The 25,379-nt window shown below is 52.6% G+C and carries 19 protein-coding genes, 7 tRNA genes, 3 pseudogenes, 1 riboswitch and 1 other annotated feature; of the genes and pseudogenes, 5 read left to right on the top strand and 24 right to left on the bottom strand.

Annotated features, from left to right (window positions below; genetic code table 11):
- A partial coding sequence (locus tag T260_RS123280; RefSeq protein ID WP_023634526.1) for a MerR family transcriptional regulator occupies positions 1-647 on the top strand: 647 nt, incomplete at its 5' end.
- Between the two features lie 148 nt (positions 648-795).
- Here the strand turns inward: T260_RS123280 and T260_RS1000000140365 are convergent.
- The 7 genes from T260_RS1000000140365 to T260_RS123245 form a co-directional block, all read right to left on the bottom strand.
- Positions 796-1,035, bottom strand: a complete 240-nt coding sequence (locus T260_RS1000000140365; RefSeq protein ID WP_306372135.1) for a PilZ domain-containing protein — start codon at positions 1,033-1,035, stop codon at positions 796-798.
- A gap of 55 nt (positions 1,036-1,090) precedes the next feature.
- Positions 1,091-3,535: a DNA topoisomerase IV subunit A gene (gene parC / locus T260_RS123270; RefSeq protein ID WP_023634528.1), complete on the bottom strand. Its 2,445-nt coding sequence runs from the start codon at positions 3,533-3,535 to the stop codon at positions 1,091-1,093.
- A gap of 59 nt (positions 3,536-3,594) precedes the next feature.
- Entirely contained in the window at positions 3,595-5,532 is a 1,938-nt protein-coding gene (gene parE, locus T260_RS123265) for a DNA topoisomerase IV subunit B (RefSeq protein ID WP_011231243.1), read from the bottom strand.
- Positions 5,533-5,692: 160 nt separating this feature from the next.
- Positions 5,693-6,112: a CoA-binding protein gene (locus T260_RS123260; RefSeq protein WP_011231244.1), complete on the bottom strand. Its 420-nt coding sequence runs from the start codon at positions 6,110-6,112 to the stop codon at positions 5,693-5,695.
- A gap of 491 nt (positions 6,113-6,603) precedes the next feature.
- A complete protein-coding gene (locus T260_RS123255) occupies positions 6,604-7,194 on the bottom strand; it encodes a CBO0543 family protein (protein WP_021322623.1) in 591 nt (196 codons plus the stop codon).
- A gap of 365 nt (positions 7,195-7,559) precedes the next feature.
- Positions 7,560-9,236: an ABC1 kinase family protein gene (locus T260_RS123250; RefSeq protein WP_023634530.1), complete on the bottom strand. Its 1,677-nt coding sequence runs from the start codon at positions 9,234-9,236 to the stop codon at positions 7,560-7,562.
- 51 nt (positions 9,237-9,287) lie between these two features.
- The gene (locus tag T260_RS123245) at positions 9,288-9,587 is read right to left on the bottom strand and encodes a phasin family protein (protein WP_011231247.1); all 300 of its coding nucleotides are present in this window, start codon (positions 9,585-9,587) and stop codon (positions 9,288-9,290) included.
- 146 nt (positions 9,588-9,733) lie between these two features.
- Here T260_RS123245 and T260_RS123240 point away from each other — a divergent pair, with 146 nt between their 5' ends.
- Complete coding sequence (locus tag T260_RS123240) at positions 9,734-10,582, top strand: MBL fold metallo-hydrolase (protein ID WP_023634531.1); 849 nt, start codon at positions 9,734-9,736, stop codon at positions 10,580-10,582.
- 229 nt (positions 10,583-10,811) lie between these two features.
- Here the strand turns inward: T260_RS123240 and T260_RS123235 are convergent.
- From T260_RS123235 to T260_RS1000000140370, 8 genes are all read right to left on the bottom strand, one after another.
- Positions 10,812-10,885, bottom strand: a tRNA-Ile gene (locus T260_RS123235).
- 18 nt (positions 10,886-10,903) lie between these two features.
- Positions 10,904-10,985: transfer RNA gene (locus T260_RS123230), tRNA-Tyr, on the bottom strand.
- Between the two features lie 10 nt (positions 10,986-10,995).
- Positions 10,996-11,068, bottom strand: a tRNA-Thr gene (locus tag T260_RS123225).
- A 673-nt stretch (positions 11,069-11,741) separates the two neighbouring features.
- A tRNA-Ser gene (locus T260_RS123220) sits at positions 11,742-11,834 on the bottom strand.
- Between the two features lie 17 nt (positions 11,835-11,851).
- Positions 11,852-11,934, bottom strand: a tRNA-Leu gene (locus T260_RS123215).
- A gap of 6 nt (positions 11,935-11,940) precedes the next feature.
- Positions 11,941-12,012 (bottom strand) — tRNA-Ala (locus tag T260_RS123210).
- A gap of 4 nt (positions 12,013-12,016) precedes the next feature.
- Positions 12,017-12,091: transfer RNA gene (locus tag T260_RS123205), tRNA-Val, on the bottom strand.
- Between the two features lie 105 nt (positions 12,092-12,196).
- Positions 12,197-12,284: a sequence feature (5S ribosomal RNA rRNA prediction is too short), on the bottom strand.
- A 342-nt stretch (positions 12,285-12,626) separates the two neighbouring features.
- On the bottom strand, positions 12,627-12,716 hold the full coding sequence (locus T260_RS1000000140370; RefSeq protein WP_021322622.1) for a putative holin-like toxin: 90 nt from the start codon (positions 12,714-12,716) through the stop codon (positions 12,627-12,629).
- Positions 12,717-13,023: 307 nt separating this feature from the next.
- Between T260_RS1000000140370 and T260_RS01000000138165 the strand changes: the two are divergent.
- Positions 13,024-13,656, top strand: a pseudogene (locus tag T260_RS01000000138165) (DUF2238 domain-containing protein).
- A gap of 160 nt (positions 13,657-13,816) precedes the next feature.
- Here the strand turns inward: T260_RS01000000138165 and T260_RS123195 are convergent.
- The 5 genes and pseudogenes from T260_RS123195 to T260_RS123175 form a co-directional block, all read right to left on the bottom strand.
- Positions 13,817-15,487: a DUF6044 family protein gene (locus tag T260_RS123195; RefSeq protein WP_015374881.1), complete on the bottom strand. Its 1,671-nt coding sequence runs from the start codon at positions 15,485-15,487 to the stop codon at positions 13,817-13,819.
- Positions 15,488-15,765: 278 nt separating this feature from the next.
- Positions 15,766-16,005 (bottom strand): annotated as a pseudogene (locus tag T260_RS123190) (transporter, sodium/bile acid symporter family protein); the annotation flags it as partial.
- A gap of 41 nt (positions 16,006-16,046) precedes the next feature.
- Positions 16,047-16,694 (bottom strand): pyroglutamyl-peptidase I, encoded by a 648-nt coding sequence (pcp, locus tag T260_RS123185; RefSeq protein ID WP_013523781.1) that lies wholly within the window; start codon positions 16,692-16,694, stop codon positions 16,047-16,049.
- 29 nt (positions 16,695-16,723) lie between these two features.
- Positions 16,724-17,686: a DUF979 domain-containing protein gene (locus T260_RS123180; RefSeq protein WP_014195863.1), complete on the bottom strand. Its 963-nt coding sequence runs from the start codon at positions 17,684-17,686 to the stop codon at positions 16,724-16,726.
- Entirely contained in the window at positions 17,687-18,373 is a 687-nt protein-coding gene (locus T260_RS123175) for a DUF969 domain-containing protein (RefSeq protein WP_014195864.1), read from the bottom strand. It lies immediately after the preceding gene.
- Between the two features lie 332 nt (positions 18,374-18,705).
- Between T260_RS123175 and T260_RS123170 the strand changes: the two genes are divergently transcribed.
- Complete coding sequence (locus tag T260_RS123170) at positions 18,706-19,320, top strand: sulfite oxidase-like oxidoreductase (RefSeq protein WP_023634532.1); 615 nt, start codon at positions 18,706-18,708, stop codon at positions 19,318-19,320.
- A 45-nt stretch (positions 19,321-19,365) separates the two neighbouring features.
- Here the strand turns inward: T260_RS123170 and T260_RS123165 are convergent, their stop codons facing one another.
- Together T260_RS123165 and T260_RS123160 are read right to left on the bottom strand one after the other, a co-directional pair.
- A complete protein-coding gene (locus T260_RS123165; protein WP_023634533.1) occupies positions 19,366-19,950 on the bottom strand; it encodes an ECF transporter S component in 585 nt (194 codons plus the stop codon).
- 285 nt (positions 19,951-20,235) lie between these two features.
- A riboswitch (FMN riboswitch) is annotated at positions 20,236-20,368 on the bottom strand.
- Positions 20,369-20,453: 85 nt separating this feature from the next.
- A complete protein-coding gene (locus T260_RS123160; RefSeq protein ID WP_023634534.1) occupies positions 20,454-21,671 on the bottom strand; it encodes a threonine synthase in 1,218 nt (405 codons plus the stop codon).
- 310 nt (positions 21,672-21,981) lie between these two features.
- Between T260_RS123160 and pepT the strand changes: the two genes are divergently transcribed.
- Positions 21,982-23,217, top strand: coding sequence for a peptidase T (gene pepT / locus T260_RS123155; RefSeq protein WP_011231254.1), 1,236 nt, complete (start codon positions 21,982-21,984; stop codon positions 23,215-23,217).
- A 169-nt stretch (positions 23,218-23,386) separates the two neighbouring features.
- Here pepT and T260_RS0121070 read toward each other — a convergent pair.
- Both T260_RS0121070 and T260_RS0121075 read right to left on the bottom strand, forming a co-directional pair.
- Positions 23,387-24,115, bottom strand: a pseudogene (locus tag T260_RS0121070) (bifunctional metallophosphatase/5'-nucleotidase); the annotation flags it as partial.
- The gene (locus tag T260_RS0121075) at positions 24,105-25,217 is read right to left on the bottom strand and encodes a metallophosphoesterase (protein ID WP_370736694.1); all 1,113 of its coding nucleotides are present in this window, start codon (positions 25,215-25,217) and stop codon (positions 24,105-24,107) included. The pseudogene T260_RS0121070 and the gene T260_RS0121075, both read right to left, overlap by 11 nt.
- Positions 25,218-25,379: the final 162 nt, after the last annotated feature.

The following is a 25,379-nucleotide window of genomic DNA, read 5'->3' on the forward strand; positions in this document are numbered from 1 at the left end:
GATCGATTGCCGTCCCACGCACAACCGAGGGGGCACGCATGTACACCGACGAGCTGATCGACCGGTTTCGCCATATCCGCACTTGGCTTGAGGACGGCCGCCATCCGCGCGAAGTGGCTGAAATGATCAGGCAAATGGACGGACAACCGGCAGAGCGAGCCAACGAGACAGCCGCTCAAGTGGAAACAGCCGTCATGGAAGGGGAAATCATCGATGTGCCCCGCCTGCTGCATCAAGGGATGCCATACATAGCCGAGCAGTTGGCGGCCCGCTTAAAAGACGATATCGTCGACGCCTTGAAACAGGAAACGACAGCCACGGTCCGGCAAGCGATGGATGAGGTGAAAGGCCGCCTTGACTACATCGAGGAGCAAACGACGGCAGCTGCCGAAACGGTGCGCCGTTCACTCCGCGATTACGAGGACGCATGGCAGCAAAAAACGGAACAGCTGCATGAACATTTGGAAACGGTCGTCGCGTTCTGTCAAGAGGAAAAAGTAAGACAGGAAGAGGAGCGAAAACAGCTCGAACTGCGCATTTTAGAACGGGAAAAAGCGTTTCGCGAGCTCGTGTTGTCGTTTCGGCAAACCGCTGCCAGCACCAGCGCTGCTCGAACACGGGCAAATAAATGGTGGAAGTTTTGGTGAAGACAATTTTGGCATCAATGTGACAAGGGCACCCGTTTTGGATGCGCCATACCTCCGTCAAAAATCAAAAAAGGGCCCCGCCAAAACGCGGGCCCCTTTTTGCGTCATATTCGGCGGCTCTCGGCCGCATGTCGTTTGATGGCTTCGATCAAGTGCGCTTCTTCTTGTTTGGTGACATGGAGGCGGACGCCATAATAGTAGGCGTGGACAAACGGTCTTTCCCAGACAAGCTGCCCCGCAGCGTAAAGGGGGCAGCGTTTAGCCAAAACGAGATGTCAACCAGCGTTCCCCCTGTTGAAAAGGGAAGGCGGCCTTCCGTTTCGATTTTCATCCCGTGCGGACTTAGATCGTGAATGTAGACGCTGCGCTCGCCATCGGCTGTGCGCAGTTCGGCCGAGGCGGCCGGCCAAACTGATGCCGGAACGGTTCTTGACGCTTAAACCTCATCCTTCTTCCCCTTTTCCAAGCAGCTTCGCCGGCTCTTTCCAGACGTCCACCACCGGCCCGGCTTCGTCAGTGTCAACGACAAACGAACCCGTGCTGTAGCGGTCGGAGAGACGAAGGGAAGCGGCTTCGATCGTCTCGACCACCCCTTTTTCCGTCCGCAATCCGACCATTTCCTCATCGCTGCTGACAAAGACGGCGCCGACAACTCGGTGCGGGTTGGATTTCACTTCGCGCACAATCACAACGCCGCGCTTCGCCCGTGATGACGGCTCAAACTCGCTCATCGCCACTTTTTTCACCGCTCCGCGCTGCGTCACGACGACGAACGAGCCCCCCTCTTCTAGGCGAACGGGACACGCAGCGGCGACAAAGTCCCCTTCCTTCAATTGAATCCCTTTCACGCCAGCCGCGCGCACACCAACAAGGCTGATCTCCTCCTCGGCAAACAAGAGCGCATGTCCATCATGCGTCGCAAGCCAAAGATGGCCGCATCCATCCGTCGCGTAGACGGCGATGACGTCATCATCCTCTTTCACATTAACGGCCACAAGCGGGCGGGTGTAGCGCTGCACTTGGTATTGAGCGAGCTCCGTTCGCTTTACGAGCCCTTGTTTCGTCACAAAGATGAGCTGCTCCCCGGTGTTAAAGGAAGAGACTGGAACAGCGGCGACGAGTTCATCGTCGCGTTCAAGCGGAATGAGATGGGAAATGTGGTGGCCGACCTCTTTCCAACGGATATCAGGGAGCGTATGCACCGGGCAGTATAAATAATAACCGCGGCGGGTGAAAAGCAAGAGCACATCGGTCGTATTCATCTCGAGCTGGGCGAGCAGCCGATCCGTTTCCTTCATGCCCATGTCTTGACCGTTTGAGGCGCTGTATGAACGATAGCTCGTCCTCTTCACATATCCTTCTTTTGTCACGGTGACGATCACATCTTCCGCCGGAATGAGCGCCTCCACCTTCACTTTCAGCTCTTCAATCTCCTCTTCAATCACCGTCCGCCGCTCATCGGCATATTGCTTTTTCATCGTCTTCAGCTCTTTTTTGATGACGCCAAGCAGCTTCTTTTCATCGGCGAGAATCCCCGTAAGTTCCGCAATCGCCTGATCCAGTTCTTCCGCTTCTTGACGCAGCGCCGTGATGTCGGTGTTCGTCAACCGATACAGCTGGAGCGTCACGATCGCCTCGGCCTGCGCTTCGGTGAATCCGTAATGAGCCATCAGCCGTTCTTTGGCGTCGCGCTTGTCGCTTGAAGCCCGAATCGTCGCAATCACCTCATCCAAAATGGAAAGCGCCCGAATCAAACCGTCGACGATGTGCTTCCGCTCATTCGCTTTTTTCAGCTCAAAATGCGAGCGGTTGGTGACGACCTCTTTCCGGTGGGCGATGTAGGCATCCAACAGCTCCGGCAAACTCATCAGCTTCGGCCGGCGCTCATGGATCGCCACCATGTTGAAGCTGTACGGCACTTGCAAATCCGTATTTTTGTACAAGTAGTTGAGAATCGCTTCCGCATCGGCGTCTTTTTTCAATTCGATGACGATCGACAGCCCGTTCCGGTCCGTTTCATCGCGCACATCGGCGATGCCGTCGAGCTTTTTGTCGAGGCGAAGCTCGTCAATTTTTTTCACTAAATTCGCTTTGTTCACTTCATACGGCAGTTCCGTGATGACAATGTGCTTTTTCCCGCCTTTTCCCTGCTCGATGGCGGCTTTGGCGCGGATGATGATTTTCCCGCGGCCGGTCTCATACGCCTTGCGGATGCCGTCTTTCCCTTGGATGATGCCGCCGGTCGGAAAATCGGGGCCAGGAAGAACCGTCATCAGCTCGTCAACAGTGCAATCCGGCCGGTCGATCCGCATCAAGACGGCGTCGATCACCTCGCCAAGCGCATGCGGCGGAATGTCGGTCGCATAGCCGGCCGAAATCCCGGTCGAGCCGTTCACCAACAAATTCGGAAACATCGCCGGCAGGACGGTCGGCTCATCGGTCGTATCGTCAAAGTTCGGCACAAACGGAACCGTTTCTTTGTCAATATCGCGAAGCAATTCGGCGGCAATCGCCGACAGGCGCGCTTCCGTGTAGCGCATCGCCGCCGGCGGGTCGCCGTCGATGCTGCCGTTGTTGCCATGCATCTCCACCAGCACGTTGCGCAGCTTCCACTCTTGGCTCATCCGCACCATCGCTTCATACACCGATGAGTCGCCGTGCGGATGAAAGTTGCCGATCACGTTTCCAACCGTTTTCGCCGCCTTGCGAAACGGTTTATCAGCCGTGTTGCCATCGATGTACATCGCATATAAAATACGGCGCTGCACGGGCTTCAACCCGTCGCGCGCATCTGGGAGCGCCCGGTCTTGGATAATGTATTTGCTGTAGCGGCCAAAGCGGTCGCCAAGCACGTCCTCTAACGGCATTTCCAGCAATCGTTCTGCCATCGTCATTCTCCTTTCCTAACACATCAGCACCAAAAAGGCGGCGCCTTTTCACGCCGCCATCAGCCGATCCATCCCGGTTCCTCTTCGAGCCCGAAGGCGACGTGCGTTTCGATCCATTTGCGGCGCGGCTCGACTTTGTCGCCCATGAGCGTCGTCACCCTCCGTTCGGCGCGGGCCGCATCTTCAATGCGCACGCGGATGAGCGTACGCGTCTGTGGGTTCATCGTCGTTTCCCATAATTGATCGGCGTTCATTTCGCCGAGCCCTTTATAGCGCTGAATCGTATAGCCGCGGCCCATTTTTTTCGTAATTTCTTTCAGCTGCTCGTCCGTCCACGCATATTCGACGATTTCGTTTTTGCCGCTTTTTTTGCTGATTTTGTAAAGCGGCGGCAAGGCGATGTACACTTTTCCCGCTTCAATCAGCGGACGCATGTAGCGGTAAAAAAACGTCAAAAGCAGCACTTGAATATGGGCGCCGTCCGTGTCGGCATCGGTCATAATGATCACTTTGTCGTAGTTGACATCATCGAGCGAAAAGTCAGCCCCGACGCCGCCGCCGATGGCGTGGATGATCGTATTGATTTCCTCGTTTTTCAAAATATCGCCAAGTTTCGCCTTTTCCGTGTTGATGACTTTTCCGCGCAGCGGAAGCACCGCCTGGAATCGACGGTCGCGCCCTTGTTTCGCCGAACCGCCCGCCGAATCGCCTTCAACGAGATAGAGCTCATTTTTTTGCGGATTGCGCCCTTGCGCCGGCGTCAGCTTGCCGCTTAAGAGCGCCTCTTTCCCTTTCCGCTTTTTGCCGCTTCTCGCCTCTTCGCGCGCTTTGCGGGCCGCTTCACGCGCCTGATAGGCCCGGATCGCTTTCTTAATGAGCATCGCGCTTACGTCCGGGTTTTCTTGCAGAAAGTACATGAGCTGCTCGGACACCACCGCATCGACGGCCGAACGCGCTTCGCTCGTTCCGAGCTTTCCTTTCGTCTGCCCTTCAAACTGCAGCAAGTGCTCTGGGATGCGCACCGAAACGACCGCGGACAACCCTTCGCGAATATCGGTTCCTTCCAAATTTTTATCTTTTTCCTTGAGCAAACCGACACGGCGGGCGTATTCGTTAAAAACGCGCGTCATCGCCGTTTTCGCACCCGCCTCATGCGTGCCGCCGTCTTTTGTGCGCACGTTGTTGACAAACGACAGCACGTTTTCCGAATAACCATCATGAAACTGGAACGCAAACTCGACTTCAATGCCGTTTTGCTCGCCAGCAAAATAAACGACCGGGTGGAGCACATCTTTCTCCTCATTCAAATAGGCGACAAACGCTTCAATTCCGTTTTCATAGTGGAACACCTCGCGCATGCCGGTCCGTTCGTCAACGAGTTCGATTTTCAGCCCTTTTAACAAAAACGCCGATTCGCGCAGCCGTTCACTCAATGTTTCATAATCGAAGACTGTCGTGCTGAAAATCGTTGGGTCCGGCTTAAATTGAATGATGGTTCCGGTTTTGTTCGTTGTGCCGATTTTCTCTAGCGTCGTCACCGGTTTGCCTCCATGCTCAAACCGCTGCCGGTAAATGAAGCCGTCGCGATGAATCGTGACGACCAGCCATTCTGATAAGGCGTTGACAACCGACGCCCCGACTCCGTGCAGGCCGCCGCTCGTTTTATAGCCGCCTTGGCCGAATTTGCCGCCGGCATGAAGCACGGTCAAAATGACTTCCGGCGTCGGCTTGCCGAGCTTATGCATCCCGACCGGCATGCCGCGCCCCTCATCCAAAACCGTGATGCTGTTGTCTTTATGTATTTGCACGAAAATGTAGTTTCCGTATCCGGCCAACGCCTCATCGACCGAATTGTCAACAATTTCATAGACAAGATGATGCAAGCCGCGGCTGTCGGTGCTGCCAATGTACATCCCCGGCCGCTTCCTGACTGCCTCGAGCCCTTCCAACACTTGAATGGCATCTTCGTTATATTCGTATGTCGCATGCTTTGCCACAAGGCCACCCCTTCCTACAAAAACAAGAACACCTGTTTCTATTGTACCACAAACTTCCCGACTGTCCATTGCCTTTTGACATCCCCCGACAAATTCGGACAAGTGCGACAAAAAAACGAAAGGACCATCTCGAACAAGATGGCCGTTTCATGGATTAAGATTAAGCACGCTTGGTGAGCGCATGTTCCACTTTAATGCAGCGATCCATAATGACCGTGTAGCCTTTTTCTTTCAAAAAGCGATACGCCTCCTCATTGACGACGCCAAGCTGCGCCCAAAACACGTCGGCATCGATTTGCACAAACTCGCGGGCCAGCTCGGGCAAATGCTCAGAGCGGCGGAACACATCGACGATGTCGACATGGCCTTCGATATCGGTTAGTTGATCAACCGCCGGAATGCCTTCCCACTCATCGATCATCGGATTGACCGGAATGATTTCGTATCCAGCGTCTTTCATCGCTTTCGCCACCATATACGACTCGCGCTCCGGATTGTTGGACAACCCAACGACGGCAATCCGTTTCGCCTTGCGCAAAATTTCACCGATTTCTTCCCGGCTTGGGTTGACAATGGACATCGAGGTCTCTCCCTCCTTTATTCTCCTTTTTGCTGTACTATATAGATGCAATTTAAAGCTTTAACATTTTTCGTTTTTACCGATCATTTCATCCGACTGTCGAGTGACCGAACAACACCGCTTAAAGACCCATGAATGGGTCTTTAAGCGAGTCGTTGTTCGGTCTTCCGTCACGCCTTAGCGTGACGGAGGCAAGCCTATGGCTTGCCTTCGACAGTCAAAAATGGATGAGCCACTTTTCCGTCAAGGATATGTGAAACGATTTCGTTGCATCTATATAGTTTCGCTCCAGCCAGATCAAAATCCTGCCCAGCCAATAGAAAAAGGAAAAAATCATCGATCTTTTTTGCACAGCGCCCACACCCCCTAGGCCGGCCACAACAGACGCAAACTTGAACATCATATTCATCGCCTACGCATCGATCCGCTTTCTCGTCCGCATCCAGACATTCTGTTTGCTGGCTGTCCGAACATGGATGGCCTGCTGCCAGTTATTTTATGTTCCACCCGGCGTACACCCCAGCTAAAAAAACGGTAGTCATGGCAATCGCATGGACGATCATCCATCCCCACCGGCCGTAGCGGAAAGAGGAAGCCGCAAGCGGAGAGCGCGCTTTTTGGGGGACGATTTTTCCGCCCATCCACTCAAAGAAAAGCAAATACAGCCACCAGGCGGTGTATGAATCCCACACATCCCACTGTTCCTTATAATCAATCAGAGGGAGCGGCGATACAAGAGCAACCAACTCGAACAACATAATCAACTGCACCATCGCAAAGTAAAACGGCAACTTCCATGCCCAGCTTTCCGGACTGTACTTGACTCCAAACAAAACGAAAAACGGAATGACGGTTGCCATTTCAACGAGCGGAATCGGTGTATAAGGAACGAGCTTAACAGGGAAGGAGTAAAAGCCTGCATAGACAAACGCAAGGCAAAGAACGATGCCTGTCACCGCACTGAATGCATACAAAACCGCATATCTCCGTATATGCCGTTTGGCGATCCAAAAACTTCCCGCTATACTCAACATGACCGCTGCCAGTTCCACCGTCCAAACAACAGGAAGAGAAAACGTCATCATCGATCCTCCCTAACCCATTTCCCACTCCCTAAACGCTGTCTCAGACAGCACTGTTAGTATAATCCAAAGTGTGGAATTTATTCCGGCGCCCTCACCGGCTTTCCACCCCATCAAGCTGTCTAGCATGGCTTAACAAATGTGCTTCGTGCAAATTTATTATTATTGATGAAAAAAGGGGGTGTCCCAAAAGGACTGGGACACCCTCTCTCATCGCTATATATAAGCACCAGCCGCTTCTCTGTCACACTATATATTGTGTCTTTCTTGAGGAGAGATCGCCTTTTGGGTCAGCCCCTTTCATGGATCGGACTGCATCAAACTTTCAAGAATCTCCGAAAAAAGAAATCATTGCGCAACAAACGCTAAAATTTTCCCGAACGAAAAATCGAGTAAAGCAGCCAACCGAACAGAAAAGCGGACGCGCCTAATCCGATTTCAACAGCAGGAATCTTCCACAGCAGCGTCGACGGCCGCCCGAGCGAGGAAGCGATCATCAGCCCGGCAAGGACGATGCTCAGCGAAAGAAGAACGATGCTAAACGACAGCCGGTTCGTAATCTGATCGAGCTTCTTTAGCAGCGTTTCCAAATCAGGCGCCGTGATTTCCAGCCGAAGCTTGCCATGCCGCATCATTTTCGTCCATTCCTTTACGCTGTCCGGCAAGCGAAGCAGCCATTCACCGTAGTCGAAAATCCGTTTCCACGCCGTTTCCGCTACACGGTCAGGCCGAAGACGCTCTTTCATCAGCTTTCTCCCAAACGGTTCGGCCACATCCATGATGCGAAACTGCGGATCAAGCGTCTCCACGACCCCTTCGACCGTCAACAGCGCTTTCCCTAACAGCGTCAAATCGCTTGGGATGCGAATGCCATGGCGAAATGCCACCGAAAGCAAATCCTCGACGGCTTCCCCAAGACTGATCTCACCGAGCGGGACGCGGTAGTATTTCTCCCGCAACTCGTCAATATCATCGCGCAATTTTCCTTCATCGACTCCGTCAGGAACAATTCCTAAACCGTAAATCGCACCCAACACCCCATCCGTGTTTTGCCGCATTAAGGCGATGATGAGTGAAGAAAGATGATGTTTGACATGAGGTCGAAGGCGGCCCATCAAGCCAAAGTCAATGAAGGAAAGCGTTCCATCGTCAAGAACAAATACATTGCCAGGATGAGGGTCGCCATGAAAAAATCCATGCTCAAACATTTGTTTAAAGGTTGCTTCAGCCAAACGCTCGGCGATCGTTTTTAAGGAGTGGCCGTTCGCTTTCAACCGCTCGATCTCCCCGAGTTTGATCCCTTCGACATATTCCATCGTGAGCACTGTTTTCGTCGTATAATCCCAAAACACCCTCGGGACATACACCGACGAATCGCCGGTAAACTGCCGTGCAAACCGTTCCGCATGGCGCGCCTCGACTGTATAATCCAGCTCCTGCCGCAATGAGCGCACCAATTCATCGATGATCTCAGACAATTGGTAGGTTGCCGCCCAATCGAGACGGCGTTCCGCCAGCACGGCCAAATCTTGCAAAATTTCCAGATCCGTCTCCACCCGCGCAGCGATGTGCGGGCGCTGCACTTTCACCGCCACGGCCTGTCCGGAAGGAAGAACCGCCCGGTGCACTTGTCCAAGCGAAGCGGCAGCGAGCGGCATTTCCTCAAATGAACGAAAGAGTGTTTCCAGCGAACTTCCAAACTCCGCTTCGACAATCCGGCGGACATCGGCAAACGGAAACGGCGGAACTTGGTCTTGCAGCTTTTCGAGCTCACTGATGATCGGAGCGGGAATCAAATCCGGCCGTGTGCTAGCAATTTGCCCGAGCTTCACGAACGTCGGGCCGAGCTCCTCGAGCACAAGGCGGAGCCGCTCCCCAACCGTTTTTCCTTCCTTTTTCCCTTGCTCCGCTTTCCATCGCGGCGGCAACGAAAGAAACGACGAAAAGCCGAGTTCATCGACGATCATCCCGAATCCGTGCCGAAGCAAGGAGGCGGCGATTTCGTGATACCTTCCGATATGGCGCATCCGTTTTCCGATCATCGAGACATCTCTCCTAAGGCGGCAAAAAGCGAGCGGACAGGCCGCATCGGTTTACTGCCCGCTTTGTTCCTTTTCTTCAAGACGGCGGATTCGCTCCTCGAGTTGCCGCACGTCTTCTTTCGTCGCCAAGTCGAGTTTATCGATCACCTGCTTGATTTGCTCGCGTACAAGCCGCTGCACTTCCGTTTTCCGCGCTTCGGTCTGCTGTTTCCATTGATCGATCACTTCCTTCGATTCGTCAAGCGACAATTCCCCTTTTTTGACTAACTCGTCAATGATTTTTTCCACTTGTTCTTTGCTTGCAATCGCCAATCCCAGCCCGAATGCCAATCCTTTCTTCAAAATGCTCATTCGTTTGTAGCCTCCTTGTGCCATTGTGTTTTCCTTATTGTACCATTCTTTGGCGATCCATGTCGAGCTAGACGGCAGCTCTTTTGTATAGGAGACAGGTCGATGCGGCATGCTATCGTTGGACAACGATTCAAAGGAGGGGTTTGATGGCCGACGAACCATTGCATTACGGAGAAGACTATCATTTTATTCCCGCGACGTCTGTGGCAAGCGGTGTCGGCGTCAGCGTGCTGCCCGATTTGTACTGCCATACGATCCAAATCGTGAACATTTGTCTTGTCGGCCGCCCGGACGACCGCGCGTTTGTATTGGTCGACGCTGGCATGCCGGGATCAGCCGATGACATTGTTTCAGTCGTGGAAGACCGCTTTGGCAGCGGCAGCCGCCCGCAAGCCATTGTTTTAACCCACGGCCATTTTGACCACGTTGGAGCGATTGTTGAGCTTGTCAAGCATTGGAATGTCCCGGTGTATGCCCATCCGGCTGAACTGCCGTATTTGACTGGAAAGGCGAGCTATCCTGAACCTGACGCTTCCGTCGAGGGCGGCTTCATCGCCAAAATCTCGCCGTTTTTTCCGAACGAGCCGATTCAATTAGGCAACCGCGTCCAGCCGCTCCCTGCGGACGGCACCGTTCCGCACTTGCCGGAATTTCGCTGGATCCACACACCGGGGCACACGCCAGGCCACATTTCGTTATTTCGGCCGCGCGACGCCGCTTTAATCGCCGGCGACGCGTTCGTCACCGTCCGCCAAGATTCACTGTATAAAGTGTTGACCCAACAAATCGAAATCAGCGGCCCGCCGCGCTATTATACCATCGATTGGCGCGCCGCCCGCGAGTCGGTGCGCAAGTTAGCCGCACTCTTTCCGTCAGTCGCCATCACCGGACACGGTGCTCCTGTCGCCGGCAAAGAGCTGCGTGAAGGGTTGACAAAACTCGCCCGTGATTTTGACCGTATCGCTACCCCTGATTATGGGAAGTACGTCCATTAGGCAAACGGACTATCGTTCCGTGAACGGCTTCTAGTTTTGTTTGAAGCGGAAGTTTCTCTGCTAAAACCACTTTCAAGTAAAAACCAAGGGAGGGTGTCTGAACGGGGGCACCCTTCCGTTGACATGTGAAAGTCAGAGGATTCTCCATGGAGATGGTAGAGCACATTATGCCTTTAGCGACAACGCAAAAAAGACGACAAGAATCATTCTTGTCGTCCATCATAAGTGATGGGCCTAAGTGGACTTGAACCACCGACCTCACGCTTATCAGGCGTGCGCTCTAACCAGCTGAGCTATAGGCCCGCTTATAAGAAATAAAAATGGAGGGGGACGGATTCGAACCGCCGAACCCAAAGGGAGCGGATTTACAGTCCGCCGCGTTTAGCCACTTCGCTACCCCTCCGTAATCGTGATGCCGACTGCAGGACTCGAACCCGCAACCTACTGATTACGATTCAGTTGCTCTACCAATTGAGCTAAGTCGGCATAATTATGATATAAATCGTGGCTCATTGTTCATTTGTTGTGTCCCTTTCTCTACCAGCCAATTCGAAGAAGCTGGGTGCGTCGGGACAACTCGAAGCAAATTCGACGATGCAGATGCTCGTCTCTACCAATTGAGCTAAGTCGGCATAAAATAAATGCAAGAAGGTGGCTCATTGTTGTGCTCTGTGCCTCTTCCTCTACAAGCTGTTTCGAGGAAGCAGGATGCGTCGAGGCAACTCGAAGCCGACTCGACGAAGCAGGTGCTCGTCTCTACCAATTGAGCTAAGTCGGCACGATATAAATAGACCGTGATTCGTTGGTTTCTGTTGTGTCCCTTCCTCTACCAGCCAATTCGAAGAAGCTGGGTGCGTCGGGACAACTCGAAGCAAATTCGACGATGCAGATGCTCGNATTTGTTGTGTCCCTTTCTCTACCAGCCAATTCGAAGAAGCTGGGTGCGTCGGGACAACTCGAAGCAAATTCGACGATGCAGATGCTCGTCTCTACCAATTGAGCTAAGTCGGCACGATATAAATAGACCGTGATTCGTTGGTTTCTGTTGTGTCCCTTCCTCTACCAGCCAATTCGAAGAAGCTGGGTGCGTCGGGACAACTCGAAGCAAATTCGACGATGCAGATGCTCGTCTCTACCAATTGAGCTAAGTCAATATTTATGGCGGAGGAGGAGGGATTCGAACCCCCGCGGGCTGTGACACCCCTATCGGTTTTCGAAACCGACCCCTTCAGCCAGACTTGGGTACTCCTCCATAGCTGTTTGGAGCGATGCGGTCGAGAGGACTTGAACCTCCACGGGGTTGCCCCCACTAGGCCCTCAACCTAGCGCGTCTGCCATTCCGCCACGACCGCATACAATGGAGCGTAGGGGATTTGAACCCCTGACCTCTTCGCTGCCAGCGAAGCGTTCTCCCCCTGAACTAACGCCCCATGATGGTGGAGTATACTGGGATCGAACCAGTGACCCCCACGCTGTCAACGTGGTGCTCTCCCGCTGAGCTAATACTCCACGTTGTTTGCCTAGCAGCGACCTACTCTTGCAGGGGCGCTGGCCCCAACTACCATCGGCGCTGGAGGGCTTAACTTCCGTGTTCGGGATGGGAANTGCAGGGGCGCTGGCCCCAACTACCATCGGCGCTGGAGGGCTTAACTTCCGTGTTCGGGATGGGAACGGGTGTTTCCCCTCCGCTATCACCACTAGGCAATGGCGACGATTTCTATTATAAAGCAATCCAAAAGTTTGTCAAGTTTTTTTGTATCTTTATATTTCAGTTCCTTCAGAATCGGAACGACAATATAAAATTTACTATAAAAAAATGAAAGAGTCAACCCTCTTTTTCATTTTTTTCGATCTTCACTGTCCCTTTCTCTAAAGTTCTTGTCATCCCCTTCTTTATACGCGTATAATAAAGAAGAAGGAACGTACAATAAAGCAGGGCATTGGCGGCCACCAATGCCCTGTCCATACACAGCCGCTGCAAGAAGCGCAGTGGCCCAAGCCTCGGGCATCGTAACCTACCCTCGCCTCGGCCTAGCAGGGTGGGTTACTTTTTGTCTTTGGATACGGCGATCACCGCGACGATGAGTGACGCAAACGCAATCATAAGCGTCAGCGCGTCGGCAATCGACATCATCAGCACCACCCCCTTTCGTTCAGGGAGTGGCCACTGCCCACCCTGCATATGGCTGTGCATGTTTCATTATACCATCAAATCAAACAAATGCGAATATACATTCGCGTCCTCGTTGAAAATTAGGAATGTTTCCCTACCCGAGGTATCCCCCCACCTTGCCTGTTACTTCGCGCCGCATCTTCACGGCCCCTTCCTCTCTGGTTCTTATAGCCCGCTGAAACTCCGACGTTTTCATCAAGCGCATAAAATCCGCGTTTTTCCGAATAATGATCATAGACGAATCTCGCTGTTCCAAGGAGAAAAAAAGGTGGAACAAGCAAGGCAAACCCGCATTCATGGGCTGTTGTTGCTGATCGTCGCTGCTGTGTTCGTTTGGTCGGCCATTCGTCCAACCAGCTATGCGGTGTGGGCGCTTGAGGTCGCCCCAGCGCTTGTGGGGCTTGTGATCGTGATGGCCCTGTATCAACGTTTCCGGCTGACAACGATGTCGTATGTCATCATCGCCATGCTGGCGGTCCTCATGTTGATCGGCGGCCATTATATTTACTCCAAAGTTCCTTTTTTTAACTGGATCAAAGATGCGTTCCATTTCGAACGCAACCATTACGACCGGTTTGGCCATTTCCTCAAAGGGACGTTCGCCATCGTCCTAAGGGAGATTGTACTGCGGAAAACGCCGCTGTCGCGCGGCCCTTGGCTTTTCACGATCGTCACAAGCATGTCGCTCGCCATCGCCGCCCTGTATGAAATCATCGAATGGCTCGTCTCCATCATCTCCAAAGGAGGAAAGGCATCGAAAGACTTTTTGGGCACATAAGGCGATATTTGGGACACCCAATGGGATATGGTATGCACATTGATTGGGACACTGATTGCCCTATGGCTGCTCTCAAGGTGGCACGACCGGCAACTTGCGCGGTTGGATCAGCCCCGTAGCTAGGCTCGTAAAACAGCGGCTTCTCTTTTCAAGAGAAGCCGCTGTTTTCAATTCACCTTATACAAATAAATCGTCCACGCCGACTCATCGGACGTGAATACACGNAGCCCCGTAGCTAGGCTCGTAAAACAGCGGCTTCTCTTTTCAAGAGAAGCCGCTGTTTTCAATTCACCTTATACAAATAAATCGTCCACGCCGACTCATCGGACGTGAATACACGGTCCAACACGAGTCCATTTTCCGCCGCATTGTCAATCGGAACCGCCGAGAAAATATAGCGGCCGCCCATTTTTTTCAACTGTTCTGTATTCAGCTGCAAGTTCTTCAGCCGTTTTTTCGACTGTTTTGTAAACATATACCGTTTTCCAAGTTCTGCTGTAAAAATATAGCAACGCCCGCCCCATTCGTCAAAATATGTGCGGATCGTTTTGCTTTTTTCCAGTTCACGTTCAATGATTTTGCGGAACTCGTATTTGTATGACAGCGGATAAAAGTTGTTGTACGTATCGAGCGTGTAAAACCCGTTGTATTGGGCGATGGCGGGGTGAATGCCGATGCTGACGACGCGGTAGTCGGACACCGGGAGCCCGATGTATTGCTTGATTTCTTGGAACTGTTTTTCCGCGTAAAATTGCTTCACCGTCGGCTCGTAGCGGAAGACGATTTCTTCGTTAATCAAAAACACCAAGATCACTTGGGCCGCTAGCAGCCGCTTCGCCCACTTTTCTCCTTTTTCGCTGTATTGCCATACGATTTTCAGCGCCAGCGCAAACTGCACATAAATGACAAGCGGGCGCAAAAAATGAAAACGGGCAAAGTTAAACGTGTCCAAAAAATGAAACCGCTCGGTAAGCGGCAGCCACCCTTTATAAAACCAAAATGCATACCACGCCGACAGGGCGAAATTCAGTCCGAATAGGAAAAGAAATAACCGTTCTTGCTTCCATCGTTTTTTCATGAAAACGAGATACAAGGCCATCAACCAGGCCGGCAAAATAAAAAAGGTATGCTCGGTCATGACGTGATGGTGGCCGAGGATAAAGTTTTTCCACGTCAAGCGGACGCAATGCCAAAACGACAACCGGGCATGGAAGTACTCATCCCGGCTTGTCGGCTCGTCTTCCCATAAAAACGAGTACACAAGCCGGTACTCGACAAGCAAATACAACAGCGTCATGTAAGCGATGGAAGTCAAAAAGCGGATGTTCCACCCCTTCCCGCGCAGCACATCCAAAAGCCAAAGAGTGCCCATGGCGGCAAGAAAGAAAAAGAACCCGAGCACAAAGCTGGAATAAAACGGGAGAAGCGTGAGCGCGACGTAATGTTTCCACTCCCCCTCGCCTTTCCGGATGCTCAAAAACGCCCAGAGCGCAAGCGGCATGCCGAGCGTGCTTAACATCCCCGACGGCCAAAACAGCGTCAGCGCAAATGCGAGCGCCACGCCGATGCGAACAGCCATCCAACGCGGCTCGGGCAGGAAATGCGTTTTCAACAACAAATACATGCCCAAAAATGCCACCACCCTTGTGATCGTTTGGCTGAGCGCATAAGCAGTCATCGTGGGAAATAACGCGTGCAGCCAGACGATGCCGGTCAACTCCGAACCGAGGGCATTTCTTGACAACTTGCCGTTGGCGATTTGCGGAATCTTCGCGTCAAGCGGCCCGGTGATTTTTCCGCTTTCGGAGAGCACCTTATACCAAGCGATATTGGAATCCAAATTATCGTGGACGCGAATATGGGCGTTCTCGCCAAGGAGAAAGAGCGGGGACACGTAAAGGGCGATGAGGCAAAGTGCCAAAAGGAAGAGCCATCGTTCTCTTTGTTCGGCCATCGGCATCACGCTCCCGTTTCCAAGTTTCTATTGGATACGGTGTGCAATGAGAAGAAAATTATTCCTAAGGACGGTCGAAGAGGGTGGTGATTTATGAAAAGGGGGGCTGCGCGTTCTTCTCAGTCTCCTCTTCATTCGCATTTTTTGCCCCTTCTATTTTCTCTATGCACACCTATCTTAAAATATTAAGGACAACTTATGGTAGATAGCTTCCCCACTACAATACACAATAGAAAACAGCGGCCTCTCTCTTACAAAACCGCTGTTTACACCTGCTTCTACACCCTTGACTTTTCCTTTAATCCTATCAGATGGTCCTTCTCTTCCCTCCGGCTGAAAATCGCCGCGAGGATCGCTTCGGATATATATATATTGTTGTGCCACACGCTGAAAATCGCACTTGGAACAGCCGCCAAGGGTGAAAAATTCGCTGTGGCAATTGCCACGCTCAATCCGGAGTTTTGCATTCCTACCTCCATGGCGACCGCTTTTTGTTTAGCCAAATCCATGCCGAGCAGAAGGGGCAGGCTGAAGTCAAAGGCAACTGGACGAATCCCCCTTAACAAATTTGCCCGCCAACCGCTTGGATATCTTCTTCACGTTCGACCGTCACGTCAATGGCAATCCGCAGTCCTTTCACAATCGTTTCTAACGCCATGCTAGGCTGTCCTGGATGCCGGGCTGCTTGTTCCGGCAGATACGGAATATGGATAAATCCGGCCCGAATGGGCATCTTCACTTGGGCAATATAATGCATCAATCCGTAAAACACATGGTTGCAGACAAACGTTCCCGCTGTATAAGAGACAGAGGCTGGTATGCCGTGACGCCTCAACTCATGGACAATCGCTTTGACCGGCAAAGTTGACCAATAGCCAACAGGCCCGCCTGGAACAACGGGTTCGTCAATCGGCTGATGACCTTCGTTGTCGGGAATGCGGGCATCATTGATGTTCACCGCTATCCTTTCAACGGAAATATCGGCTCTCCCTCCCGCCTGTCCGACGCAAATCACAATATCGGGATCCACTTGCTTCATTGCATCATGCAAGATTTCTAATGATTGGCCAAATACGGTTGGAATCTCCCGAACTTCAACGATATACCGATCGTTTTTCCATCCGGCTGCTTGCTTGGCCGCCTCCAGCGATGGATTCACCGTTTCTCCTCCAAACGGATCAAATCCGGTCACGAGCACTTTTTTCATCGTATCTTCAGTCCTTTCCCGTTATCGGATTATAAATCCATGAGAGTGACCACATACATTGCAGCGATGTTGAACGCCAACAGAATCAACGCTGTCGGCACTTGCACACGAATGACATGATTTTTATCCTTCAAATCAAGCAGAGCAGCAGGAACAATGTTAAAATTCGCCGCCATCGGCGTCATCAAGGTGCCGCAGTAGCCGGAAAACATCCCGAGGGCGGCCACATGATTCGCATCGACGCCAAATTGTTTGATCAGCAGTGGAACAGCGATCCCCGCTGTCATGACCGGAAACGCGGCAAAAGCATTGCCCATGATCATCGTAAACAAAGCCATGCCAATACAATAGGCCACCACAATCCAAAACAATGAATGAGTCGGAATGATGTTTCCTACCAAATTGGACACAGCGGTGCCTACCCCAGCAGTCGTAAAAATCGTCCCTAGCGTTGCCAGCATCTGCGGCAAGAGGGCGGCCCAGCCGATTGATTCAAGCAGCCTGCGCGATTCTTTAACTGCCATAAACGGAGTGGTCCGAGTCATCGCCATGCTGACGAGCAAAGCAACGAACGTCGCTAGCCCGAGAGACACAAGAGTCACGTTTTTCGGATCGAAAAGAAAAGCGTTTCCAACCTTGACATTTTTCAGCCATGTCACACCGATGACAGTCAAAACCGGAATCAACAAGGCCGGAATGAACAGGCGATGTTTCAATCGATCGCGATGTTGTCTTCTCTCTTCCGGCGTCGCCTCTTGGTAGCTTCCGAGCTTCAATCCCCCGGTTCCGACAATGGCCACCATGATAAGCACAAGCACTCCGGTGTAAAACGGGGGAATGATGCTGCCGAACAGCAGTGTCACACCATAAAGGAAATAAAACAACCCTGATGTGAAGCGCTTCGGGTTTTGACGATCGGCAAAGGTCCACAAGCTTCCCAACACAACCACAATGCCTAAAAATATGTACACCGCTTCAATGGACAACCACATTCACTCTCTCCCCTTTCCATTCTCCCGATGAAAGAGCTTGTGAAGCGAGCGGTCCAGCCGATGCAGGCGGATGCTGTGAACGATCAGCGCGGCCACGGCCGTTGGGATCGCCCATAACGCCATATGCAGCGGATCAGAAGGAATGCCGTTTTGATCAAAAAATCCTTTCATCAACAAAATCGCTCCGATGGCGATGAACACATCCTCGCCAAAAAACAACCCGATATTGTCCACCGCTGCGGAATGAGCGCGAATGTCATCCCGGACATGATCCGGCAGTTTTCCGTATTTCGCTTCCGCCGCTCCTTCTGCCATAGGAGCGACGAGCGGACGAACCATTTGAGCATGGCCGCCGATGGAAGTAAGCCCAGCCGCTGCAGCCGCTTCCCGGATGATCAAATAAGCGGTCAAGATTCGTCCTGTTGTCGCGGCTTTGATTTTCGCCACGACACTTTCTGCCTGTTCACGCAATCCAAAACGTTCCAAAATGCCGATGACGGGCAATGTGGCGATGAACACCGCCATATACCGGTTGGTCGTAAACGCTGTTCCAAATTGTTCAATAATGTCATACAGCGATTGATGGGCGAGCAATCCTGTCGCCAATCCAGCCGCTGTCACGACAAGAAGTGGATTAATGCGAACAATGAAGCCGATGATGACGATCAACACTCCAATGAGCACCATGTTTCTCTTCTCCTCTCCAGCACATTTTACGGCAAATGTTAATACAAATCGTTACGTCGTTCACCCCACTCTATTTCTTAGTCGGCATCCCCCTCTCCTCCATCTGTCGTTCCACATTTCGGAACAATAGTTTCAAATTTGTTATTATCATTATATAATTGAGAAAAATTAAAAATCAATAAATACTTACCGAAAATTTACTTTACAAAATAAAACATCAACTTGACCGAACCCGTCATGATACATCAAGCCCCCTCTTCGTTGCATCCCTTGCCCCTATTTTGTATCATGAATAATTAAGAGAAATTTAGCAGAAAAAGGAGGTGCCGACCATGACCAAACAACTCCCTCCCGGCCAATTCGAAACGGAAAAATGGCCGATTTTGCATGAGGGCGATGTGTACCAATTCGATGAAGCGACGTGGAATTTCCGATTGTTCGGCGATGTGAAAGAGGAAGTGTCGCTTTCGTATCAAGAAGTGATGCAGCTGCCGAAGACGGTTTCAACCATCGATATGCATTGTGTCACAACATGGTCAAAATTCGACACGACGTTTGAAGGCATCGCCTTCCGCGAGTTTTTGCGCTTTGTGGAGCTAGATCCTGATGTGAAATACGTGAAAATTTACGGATATTTAAACGGCGACCGGTTCGGTTATTCGGCGAACTTGCCGCTTGACGCGCTCATGGGCAACGATGCCTTGTTTGTCTATCGATGGAAAGACAAGCATCACGACTGGCAGGACATCTCTCCGAAGCACGGCTATCCGCTCCGGTTCATCCCGCCAGCGACGTTTTACTTATGGAAAGGGGCGAAATGGGCGTCGGGCATCCGCTTTATGAAGGAAGATGAGCCGGGCTATTGGGAGGAGCGCGGCTATTCGATGACCGCCAATCCGTTTAAAGAGGAGCGGTTTGCCGAGTGGGTGCCGCGGATTCGCTTTTGACAAAGCAAAAAAGCGAGGGGTCGGAAATCCCTCGCTTTTTGATCATCAAGCGGCTTGGCGGGATGCCGCTTGTTTCTCAAGCCAAGCACGAAGACGCCAAAAGAGAAGCTGAAATACGATGGCCGCCATCGCTCCTTTGACGGCGTTAAACGGCAAAATCGCCGATACCACCAACGCCTTCGCTTCCGGCGCGCTCATCTGCGGAGCGCCAAGGAAAAGGGTGTACGCCGGCATAAAGACGTAGTAGTTGAGCACGCTCATGACGAGCGCCATTGTCACTGTTCCCGCCGCCAACCCCAGCAGCAAGCCTTTTTTCGATGCGGCTTTCCCATAAATATAGGAAACCGGCAAAATAAACGCCGCCCCAGCGGTAAAGTTGGCGATTTGGCCGATCGGAACGCCGGTCGCACTGCCGACAAAAACATAGTTCAACACGTTAAAAAAGAGCCGAAAAGCCACGCCGGCGAGCGGGCCGTACAACAGCGCGGCGACAAGCGCCGGGATGTCGCTGAAGTCGACAAGCAAAAAGTTCGGAAACGGCGGCAGCGGAAAGTTGAGCATCATGAGCACATGCGCCATGGCGCCCAACACTCCGATGCCGACAAAGGCGCGGATGGAAATGCGTTTCATGTTTGTTCTCCTCCCCTTCTCGTGATTCATCCTCACAAGAAGAAGGCTGCCGCCGCGAGCGCCAACAAAAACTCCCTTAAACCGAACGAGGCTTAAGGGAGAAAAAGGGTGTGCGCAACTAGACGTTCGCATGCGCCAAAACGAACGCCGGCAAACCTTCATCTTCTCCCATCCAGACTATACTGTCGGCTCCGGNAAAACTCCCTTAAACCGAACGAGGCTTAAGGGAGAAAAAGGGTGTGCGCAACTAGACGTTCGCATGCGCCAAAACGAACGCCGGCAAACCTTCATCTTCTCCCATCCAGACTATACTGTCGGCTCCGGACTCGCACCGGATCCTGCCTTGCGGCTCGCGGGCTGAGAGGCCAAGCGCCTCATCACCGCCGGTCGGGAATTTCACCCTGCCCCGAAGATGAATCGCTTATCCGTTTTTTCATTATTCCGATGAATTTAGTATACAATTCCTTTTTGGATTTGTCTACGATTTTTTGCTTGCGGCTTGATTATTCCCGCATCGGAAGCGAATCTTCCGGTTCGAGCACCGGTGGGGCGACTTGAACCAAATCGGCGTATTTCAATCCCGTCCCCGTGTTGAGCACGACGACCGTCTCCCCATCACGAATCCAACCGCTCTCGCGCAGCTTTTGGGCCGCCGCAAACGCCGCCGCTCCTTCCGGGCAAATGAACGCCCCTTCGAGTTCGGCTGCCGTCCGCTGTTCAGCCAAAATCGCCTCATCGCTGATCGCAATGGCGCAGCCGTTCGTCTCATACACCGCCTCAAGAACAAGAAAGTCGCCAAGCGCTTTCGGCACATTGATGCCAAACGCCACTGTATGGGCGTTCGGCCAAAACTCCGATTCACGTTTTTTCTCCTTCCACGCCTTGACGATCGGCGCGCAATGCTCGGCCTGCACAGCGACCAGCCGCGGCATGCGGCCGTCCACCCAGCCGAGCGCCTGCAGTTCTTTGATCGCCTTGTAAATGCCGATCAACCCGACGCCGCCGCCGGTCGGATACAAAATGACATCCGGGAGCTGCCAAGAGAACTGCTCGGCGATCTCCAGCCCCATCGTTTTCTTCCCTTCAATCCGGTACGGTTCTTTCAACGTCGACGCATCGTACCAGCCGTATTCGCGGATCGCTTTGGCGACGATTTGCCCGGCATCGCTAATGAGGCCGTTGACGAAATACAATTCCGCCCCAGCGATGGCGCATTCCTTTCGCGTCAGTTCCGGCGCCTCAACCGGCATGACGACCGTCGCCTGAATGCCCGCCCGCGCCGCGTACAGCGACCACGCCGCTCCCGCGTTGCCGTTTGTCGGCATCGCGAGCTGTTTGACGCCCAATTCCTTTGCTTTAGAAATCCCAACCGCCGCGCCGCGGGCTTTAAACGTCCCTGTCGGAATAACCCCTTCGTCTTTCATGTAGAGCGCTTCAATGCCGATTTCCCGCCCTAAGCGCGGCATCGGCACAAGCGGCGTCATCCCTTCGCCGAGCGACACGATATGTTCAGGATGCTTTACCGGCAGCAACTCATGATAACGCCATAAATTCGCTTCACGTTCCCTCAGCACATCCCTCTTGACTTTTTGGCGCATCGCCTCCAAGTCGTAAGCGACAAGAAGCGGCGAACCGCATTCGCAAAGTTGATGGATTTGGTCGACATCGTATGTACGTTCACACTTCGGACAATACAGATGAGACACGTAGCTGAATGACATGGTTTGGCTTCTCCTTTCCATTTGTTTCATCCGCACGAGGCAGAAAGCACCTACTTTCGCGTTTCTGACGAGACACTGGCCTTTTCATTATACCATAACCGTCCTCTGCCGCCGGCGCCTGTAATGGCAGCGTCCGTACGCCAGTACGCCAACTTTGGGGCATCATAGCGCCAAGTAGGAAATGGTCCCCTCTTTTTTACCGTTTGAAGCCGCATATGGTAAAATAAAACGGAAACCGCCTCTTTTTTCTCACTGCATCGGCGGAATGATTCGCTGATCCAGAAAAACTTATACATAAGGAGATGAACCAATGAAACAGGAACTCATCGAACGCTTCATCCGCTACGCGAAAGTCAACACTCAATCCGATCCAAACAGCCATACGTGCCCATCGACTTCGGGACAGTGGGAGCTGGCGAGAATGCTCGTCGAAGAGCTGAAGGCGATCGGGATGGAAGATGTGACGATCGATGACAACGGCTACGTGATGGCGACGTTGCCGGCCAATACGGACAAAAACGTGCCAGTGATCGGCTTTTTGGCTCATATGGACACCGCGCCGGAATTTACCGGAGCCAACGTCAACCCGCAATTGATTGACTCGTACGACGGCGGGGACATCGTGTTAAACAAAGAACAAGGCATCATCTTGTCGCCAAACGATTTCCCGGAGCTCGCTCACTACAAAGGGCATACGCTCATCACGACCGATGGGACGACGCTGCTTGGTGCTGACGATAAAGCCGGAATCGCCGAAATTATGACCGCGATGAACTATCTCATTCAACACCCGGAAATCAAGCACGGCAAAGTGCGCGTCGCCTTTACGCCGGATGAGGAAATTGGCCGCGGGCCGCATAAATTTGACGTTGCCAAATTCGGCGCCCAATTTGCCTACACGGTCGACGGCGGGCCGCTTGGCGAATTGGAGTATGAAAGCTTTAACGCTGCCGAAGCGAAAATCACGATCAAAGGCAAAAACGTCCATCCGGGCACAGCGAAAGGAAAAATGATCAACTCGATCAAAATCGCCATGGAGTTCGAGCAGCAGTTGCCAGCCCATGAGGCGCCTGAGCATACGGAAGGATATGAAGGGTTTTACCATTTGCTTTCGTTCCAAGGCAGTGTAGAGGAAACGAAGCTTCATTACATCATCCGCGACTTTGACCGCGAACAGTTTGAGGCTCGCAAAGCGAAAATGAAAGAGATCGCGGCTTCGCTTGCGCAAAAATATGGAAACGACCGAATCACTCTCGAAATCAACGACCAATATTACAACATGCGCGAAAAAATCGAGCCGGTGCGCCACATTGTTGACATCGCCCACGAAGCGATGACGAACTTGGGCATTGAACCAAAGGTGAAACCGATCCGCGGCGGTACAGACGGGTCGCAGCTCTCCTACATGGGGCTGCCGACGCCGAACCTTTTCGCCGGCGGCGAAAACTTCCACGGCCGCTACGAATACATTTCCGCCGACAATATGGTGAAAGCGGCCGAAGTGATCGTGGAGATCATCAAGCTGTTCGAGCAAAAAGCATCTTGATCTGCGGAAAAACTCTCTTGAACGATCTTTTTTCGATCGTCCAAGCACAAGCGGCTGCAAGCCCGCCCATTAGGAGTAAAGAAAAGGTGTCCCGAGTCTTTTGGGGACACCTTCTTCATTAGATAAGCGACCGTTCGCCCTTCCATCCTTTTTCCTCGGTCAACACCTGTTACGGAAGCCGGTTGATCCGCCCCTCGATCCGTGCTGAGAACGGTTGCTCAAGACCGCGAATATACGAGACAAGGGCATCCAAATCGACCGGGCCGACCTCGCGGTTTGTCCCATGCGTCAACACCGTGAACCCATCGCCGCCGTCGGCGAGGAAGCTGTTGACTGTCACCGTGTACTCGGCGTCCGGTTTTAGCGGTGTGCCGTCAGGAAGCTGAATGTCAATGACTTTTTCTCCGACCGGCTTGCTGGCGCTCCATGTATAGCGGAGGCCGGAGATTTGCAGCATGCGCGTTTGGGTTGGCTGCCATTGTTGATTCAAAAGCTGGCGGATTTGCGCGCCGGTGAGCGTCATTTTCACGAGCTGGTTGTTGAACGGCTGAACGTTGTACAATTCGCCCCACGTCACTTCGCCTTGTTCAATATCGGCACGAATGCCGCCCGGGTTCATAAAGGCAAAATCGGTTTTCATCGCCGCCCGCTGGGCATCGGCGATCAAATTGCCCAAGGCGGACTCGCCGCTTTCGTTTTGTTCATCGGTGATCGTTTCGGCTGCTGTGCCGACGACTTGATTGACAAGCGGCGCCACTTTCGCTTCATATTTTTCGACGAGGGCACGGATTTCCGGGTCCGGAGTGATGCCGTCATGATAGGTCGTCACGATCTCCGCTTTTTTGGCGACGACGTCTTTCGTACGCGGGTCGATTTTCAAATCGACATCAGNCGCCGCTTTCGTTTTGTTCATCGGTGATCGTTTCGGCTGCTGTGCCGACGACTTGATTGACAAGCGGCGCCACTTTCGCTTCATATTTTTCGACGAGGGCACGGATTTCCGGGTCCGGAGTGATGCCGTCATGATAGGTCGTCACGATCTCCGCTTTTTTGGCGACGACGTCTTTCGTACGCGGGTCGATTTTCAAATCGACATCAGAAAACGCCGTGCCGTACGAATACGACTGAACGAGCAGCTTGCCGTCCACAACCGCATTTAAATAGGCATGGTTATGACCGGCGAAAATCACATCGACTTCATCATCGACATTTTTGGCGATATCGACAATTTCCCCGCTTGCGTTTGTCCCATCCGGATTGGATACGCCTGGGTTATGGGCGAGAACGACGATCGTTTGCACCCCTTTTTTCTTCAGTTCCCGGACCGCTTTGTTAATCGCTGTTGCTTCATCGATGAACTTGACTCCCGCGACGCCGCTTGGCGTCACAATCGTTGGTGTTTCCGTGAGCGTGACGCCGATCAATCCGATCGGCATGCCGTTGACCCGCTTAATCACATATGGCGGGAGAATCGGCTTTCCCGTTTGCGCATCAACGACGTTGGCGCTCACGTACGGAAAATCTGCTCCGGCGAAATCGCCGGTCGCCGGGTGATATCCGCCATGGATCAAGCGGAGCATTTCCGCTACTCCTTCATCAAACTCATGGTTGCCAAGGGTGCCGACGTCAAAGCCGAGCTTATTGAGCACTTCGATCGTCGGCTCGTCCTCTAGCAGCGCCGATACCGGCGGGCTGGCGCCAACCGCATCGCCGGCATGGACGAGCAGCGTATTTTTGTTTTCCGCCTCCCGCTGTTTCAAATAAGCGGCTAAATAATCAGCCCGTCCAACTTCCCGCCCGCCGACTTTTCTCGTCACATTCAACTGGCCGTGGAAGTCGTTAATGCCTAACAGCTGCACCTCAATATAACGGTGCGAAGAAGCAGGCGGCTTCCCCTTGCTTTTCCCGTTCCCTGCCGCCCCAACTGGAGCCGCGGCCAGCACCGCTGCAGCAGCCAATGCGGATAGCACCCGTCTTCCCCATCGTTTGGAATTCTTCATTCCCGGTTCCCCTTTCTCTCGCCTTCTCGTTCACTCCCATTATATCCTTGCGAGTCAGTACAATGATAGAGCAGAAAGGATGATTTCTCGTAAATATTTTGTAAATTCACAACTGACTGTTGAGAACAACAGAAACAAAAAAGACCGCCCGATAGAGTCTGT

The organism is Geobacillus thermopakistaniensis (assembly GCF_000498995.1).
In the GTDB taxonomy this organism is placed as follows: Bacteria; Bacillota; Bacilli; order Bacillales; family Anoxybacillaceae; genus Geobacillus; species Geobacillus thermoleovorans.

Bases quoted from the DNA above. Each gene is read 5' to 3' on its own strand.
- parC (WP_023634528.1), bottom strand. From the start codon at position 3,535: ATGGCAGAACGATTGCTGGAAATGCCGTTAGAGGACGTGCTTGGCGAC.
- T260_RS123260 (WP_011231244.1), bottom strand. From the start codon at position 6,112: ATGTCCATTGTCAACCCAAGCCGGGAAGAAATCGGTGAAATTTTGCGC.
- T260_RS123255 (WP_021322623.1), bottom strand. From the start codon at position 7,194: ATGACGTTTTCTCTTCCTGTTGTTTGGACGGTGGAACTGGCAGCGGTC.
- T260_RS123250 (WP_023634530.1), bottom strand. From the start codon at position 9,236: ATGATCGGAAAACGGATGCGCCATATCGGAAGGTATCACGAAATCGCC.
- T260_RS123245 (WP_011231247.1), bottom strand. From the start codon at position 9,587: ATGAGCATTTTGAAGAAAGGATTGGCATTCGGGCTGGGATTGGCGATT.
- T260_RS123240 (WP_023634531.1), top strand. From the start codon at position 9,734: ATGGCCGACGAACCATTGCATTACGGAGAAGACTATCATTTTATTCCC.
- T260_RS1000000140370 (WP_021322622.1), bottom strand. From the start codon at position 12,716: ATGATGTCGATTGCCGACGCGCTGACGCTTATGATTGCGTTTGCGTCA.
- T260_RS123195 (WP_015374881.1), bottom strand. From the start codon at position 15,487: ATGGCCGAACAAAGAGAACGATGGCTCTTCCTTTTGGCACTTTGCCTC.
- pcp (WP_013523781.1), bottom strand. From the start codon at position 16,694: ATGAAAAAAGTGCTCGTGACCGGATTTGATCCGTTTGGAGGAGAAACG.
- T260_RS123180 (WP_014195863.1), bottom strand. From the start codon at position 17,686: ATGTGGTTGTCCATTGAAGCGGTGTACATATTTTTAGGCATTGTGGTT.
- T260_RS123175 (WP_014195864.1), bottom strand. From the start codon at position 18,373: ATGGTGCTCATTGGAGTGTTGATCGTCATCATCGGCTTCATTGTTCGC.
- T260_RS123170 (WP_023634532.1), top strand. From the start codon at position 18,706: ATGACCAAACAACTCCCTCCCGGCCAATTCGAAACGGAAAAATGGCCG.
- T260_RS123165 (WP_023634533.1), bottom strand. From the start codon at position 19,950: ATGAAACGCATTTCCATCCGCGCCTTTGTCGGCATCGGAGTGTTGGGC.
- T260_RS123160 (WP_023634534.1), bottom strand. From the start codon at position 21,671: ATGTCATTCAGCTACGTGTCTCATCTGTATTGTCCGAAGTGTGAACGT.
- pepT (WP_011231254.1), top strand. From the start codon at position 21,982: ATGAAACAGGAACTCATCGAACGCTTCATCCGCTACGCGAAAGTCAAC.